The following is a 4078-nucleotide window of genomic DNA, read 5'->3' as shown; positions in this document are numbered from 1 at the left end:
CTCAACGACGTCGACCCGCAGGCCTGGCTCGCCGACGTGCTCGCCCGGATCGCGGCGATGCCGCAGGGCCGGCTCCCCGAGCTGAACGCCTCGAAAAACCCACACGAATCAGGCCCGCTGATTTTGGGTCGGCCGGAGGGTAAGCGATGCGGGGACAGCCTGGTTTCTTCGACGTCGAGGATCGTCTGCAGCGGCTGAGCGATCTCGGCGACCAGCTGGACGCCTTCGCCAGGGTCGTCGATTTCGAGATGTTCCGGCCCGAACTCGAGGCGGCGCTGTGCTACAGCGACCGCGCCAAAGGCGGGCGGCCGCCATTCGATCCTGTGATGATGTTCAAGATCCTGGTGATCCAGGCCAGCAACACCCTCTCCGACGACCGCGCCGAGTTCCTCATCAACGACCGCCTGTCGTTCATGCGCTTCCTGGGGCTCGGCCTTGCCGACAAGGCGCCGGATGCCAAGACGATCTGGTTCTTCCGCGAGCGGCTGACGACGGCCGGCGCGATCGAAGGCCTGTTCGCCCGCTTCGACCAGGCGGTCCGGGCCGCCGGCTACATCCCGATGTCCGGCCAGATCGTCGACGCCAGCCTCATCTCCGCACCGAAGCAGCGCAACAGCGATGGCGAGAAGGCCGACATCAAGGCCGGCCGCGTTCCCGAGGCGTGGCAGGGCCATCCCGCGAAGCTGCGCCAGAAGGACCGCGACGCCCGCTGGACGCTGGTGTTCGGCAAGGCGCGCGAACGTGAGGACGGCACCCGGCACGCTGATATCGCGATCCCCGTGTTCGGCTACAAGAACCACATCTCGATTGACCGGCGGCACGGCTTCATCCGCAAATGGGACGTCACCGACGCCGCCGCCCACGACGGCGCCATGCTGCGCCAGGGGCTGCTCGATCGCAGCAATACCGCTTCGACCGTCTGGGCCGACAGCGCCTACCGATCAAAGGCGAACGAGGCGTTCATGGACGCCCATGGCTTCAAGAGCGAGGTTCACCGCCGCAAGCCGAAGGGTCGGCCGATGGCCCCCAATGTCCGCCGCGGCAATGCCGCCCGCTCAGCCGTACGTGCCGCTGTCGAGCCGGTCTTCTCCCATCAGAAGGGAGCGATGGCGCTGACGGTCAGAACCGTCGGGATCGCCCGCGCCAAGGCCAAGATCGGCCTCGCCAACCTCACCTACAACATCAGACGCCTCGTCTTCCACGAGCACCGCGCCGGCCTCGCCTGATCGGCGGCTCGAAGAGGGCGGACACCCGCCGCACCAGCAACGCGGCGACCAAATCAGGTTGCCGAGACGTCGCACCGACGGCTCATGACAGACCGCCAACGCTCAAAATACGCGTTCTTCGAGGCGTTCAGCTCGGCAGAGCCGAATACCAAGGTTTATCATTGCTTTGGCCCAAAAAGCTTATTTAGTTATTCAAGTATAGGAAAGCGTGTCCAATATTTCTTCTGGGTTTAACAATTGATAAAACCTCTCCTCCGGAGTTTTTATGTCGTCAAAGTCAAGATATACGTCTCTCTGGGAGAATCCCCGGACATTAGCAATCGTCTTATACACCCCGATTTGCGGTGTTTTTGGGGTAAAAATTGTAATATCAGCATTCACGTCTTTAATTAAAACAAGACTATGGAAAGCAGAGCCAATTAGCCCGGCTATGCGAGACGCTGAAGCTAGAACTTCTAGTTGCTTTTTAACTGAATGCTTCTCTGGATAAAAAATTTCCCAGCCTTGCTTGCTGAGTACATTCTCAATGTCAATAAGACTAGAAAACGACTTCGTTTTTTTTTGGTAGCGCACTGCGAGATAGCCATATCTTTGGCCCATGCGGTCGCCATTCGTCGCGTGGACGGTACTGACCAAGGAATTCAGCATGATGCTCATCCAGCTGATGTCGAATTATGCAACCCGGCTCTGGGACATGAAGCGCCTCAACACTACTCGGCTCTTTTACCCTCACATGCTTGTTGTCTATACCCAGAAGCGTCAGGATCTCGTCCTGGTACGGTAGCAACTTTGGAAAGCGGGACCACAATATAGGCAAATCAGGCCGCTGCCTCGCGTACCAGAGATACGTGCAGGACTCTAGTATGAAATGACCAAATAAAGGTGAGGCATATCCGCCAAATATATACTCTCCTTGCATCATATTATTCGTCTCACCAAACTCAATAGGAGGATAAACAAGCCGCTGCCCGGACCTAAAAAGAGCTGATTCTTCAATATCGTGGCGATCTCTGGTTACCGCTCCTCCGATTTGCCTTCCGACGTTACCTCGGCGAGCCGGTTGATTTCTCCCACCCGGACGCCGAAAGGGAAATACTATTGCATCATTATACATGTGAGCAGCTAAACTCATCTGAACCGGCCTCTGTGCCTCCCATGGCGATCGAACATGTTCTAGTTTGAAGAGTCTGGCAACCTGAGGTGCGAAAGGACGAAGCGCACTGGGGCGCACCGTCGGCGTTCCCTTCGGCAATGGTGCCCGCACCTTCCCCCGGCTCCGCGCCCGAGTTTGTCGACCGCACCGACTAGTGGATTGACCCATTCAAAAGGGTCCGGGTTGGGATTCCTCTGAGAGTCTACCTATACGAAGCTGGGAGACGCGAACAGGCATCCCCCCACGGTCATGGCGCCTGAGCGAAGGCAGCTCGAAGCCATCGCGTCAGGCCGGACCACGCCACAGCAGACGCTGACAGTACGGAAGCGAAACACGTCTGGCGGGCGCACATCGTATCGTGCTGCTGACGGCCGATGGGCACGGCACCTACGCGATCATGGCGGCGACGGGCAAGAGCAAGACCAGCGTCTGGCGATGGCAGGAGCGGTTCGCCGCGGACGGCATCGAGGGTCTGCCCTCGGACAAGTTCCGGGCGCCAGGCAAGGCACCGGTGGCCCCCGCCAAGGTGGCCGAGGTGGTGCGAATGACCCATGAGCCGCCGCCCCACGAGGCGCTCCACTGGACGGCACGGGCCCTGGCCAGGGCTGTGTCGCTCGGCGTCATCACAGTGCAGCAGATCTGGGCCGCGCACGGCGTCGCCCCCCATCGCTGGCGCACCTTCAAGCTCTCCCGTGACCCCGCCTTCGTGGAGAAGCTGCGTGATGTCGTGGGGCTTACGTGGCGCCGCCGGCACCCCACCGTGGTGCTGTCGATCGACGAGACGAGCCAGATCCAGGCGCTCGACCGCACCCCACCTGTCCTGCCGCTGAAGAGGAGCCGCGGCGCCACCATGACGCACGACTACACACGCAAGGGCACCATGACGCTGTTCACCGTGCTCAACGAGACTGGGGGCCTCCCTGCCCTTTGGAGTGGCCTCGGCGGGCCTCCGCCGTCGGCACGAATTGCAGCGGGGCTTGCCGTGGGCGTAGTGTCTGATTCCGGCATGACAGGATTGCCGTCATGGCCAGTCTTCTTCTCTGAGCCGACCCGGTTGCTCAACTTGCTCCATGTCGGGACCGACTGTCCCGGCAGCTTGAAGCCGATGAGTCAGGCCGCCAAGACCGGGAGCATCGGCGGCAGCCATCAAGGCGGTGCTTTTGCCGGCCCCGCCTTTGAGTGATGTGAATGCGATGAGTTTCATCGGCCTCTCGTTCGACGGGGCAGCGTGGCGATGGGCCCCGTGTAACGCACTGTTTTTTGAGCATAAAACCGCAAAAATGCAGCAGAACAGAGGCGCGTTGGCGTAAGCGCGCAGCGCAGCAAAGCCGCAGAAGCGCAACGCTGCATGCCCACGAAGGTGCAAATGCGTACCCGGACAGACCCGCAGAAGCGCAAACACGCAACACGGCATGAGCGTATTCGCGTATCCACACAGGCGCGCATGAGCGCAATTGCGCGATCCCGCAGACACGCAGACACGCAGACACGCAGACACGCAGACACGCAGACACGCAGAATGGTAGTCACGTATTTCCGCAAACGTGCAGAGTGACAATCACGTAATCGCACAGAAGAACACAGCACGACTGATGCTTTTGTTCAGCGTTTGAGGTTGAGGTGAAAGACGAGGCAGGATATATCGGAAAGTAGAACTTTCGCGATTAAAGCCCACCTCACCGCCTCGGCTCTCCCCTCA

At 60.1% G+C, this 4078-nt stretch carries 4 protein-coding genes; 3 read left to right on the top strand and 1 reads right to left on the bottom strand.

All coding sequences use genetic code 11. The features are described 5' to 3' along the window. The coding region (locus DLJ53_RS36315; RefSeq protein WP_244935241.1) for a transposase domain-containing protein at window positions 1-198 on the top strand (198 nt) is incomplete at its 5' end. Further along, window positions 147-1226, top strand: coding sequence for an IS5 family transposase (locus tag DLJ53_RS34510; RefSeq protein ID WP_111352833.1), 1080 nt, complete (start codon window positions 147-149; stop codon window positions 1224-1226). The genes DLJ53_RS36315 and DLJ53_RS34510, both read left to right, overlap by 52 nt. Before the next feature lie 192 nt (window positions 1227-1418). Here the strand turns inward: DLJ53_RS34510 and DLJ53_RS34505 are convergent, their stop codons facing one another. Further along, entirely contained in the window at window positions 1419-1883 is a 465-nt protein-coding gene (locus DLJ53_RS34505) for a glycosyltransferase 61 family protein (RefSeq protein ID WP_111352832.1), read from the bottom strand. An 854-nt stretch (window positions 1884-2737) separates the two neighbouring features. On the opposite strand from DLJ53_RS34505, the gene DLJ53_RS34495 reads away from it, so the two are divergent. Continuing rightward, the gene (locus tag DLJ53_RS34495) at window positions 2738-3562 is read left to right on the top strand and encodes an IS630 family transposase (protein WP_111352831.1); all 825 of its coding nucleotides are present in this window, start codon (window positions 2738-2740) and stop codon (window positions 3560-3562) included. Window positions 3563-4078: the final 516 nt, after the last annotated feature.

This window comes from Acuticoccus sediminis, assembly GCF_003258595.1.
GTDB classification, from domain to species: Bacteria; Pseudomonadota; Alphaproteobacteria; order Rhizobiales; family Amorphaceae; genus Acuticoccus; species Acuticoccus sediminis.
The sequence above is the reverse complement of the archived record's forward strand: the minus strand, read 5'-3'. Positions and strand labels throughout refer to the sequence as shown.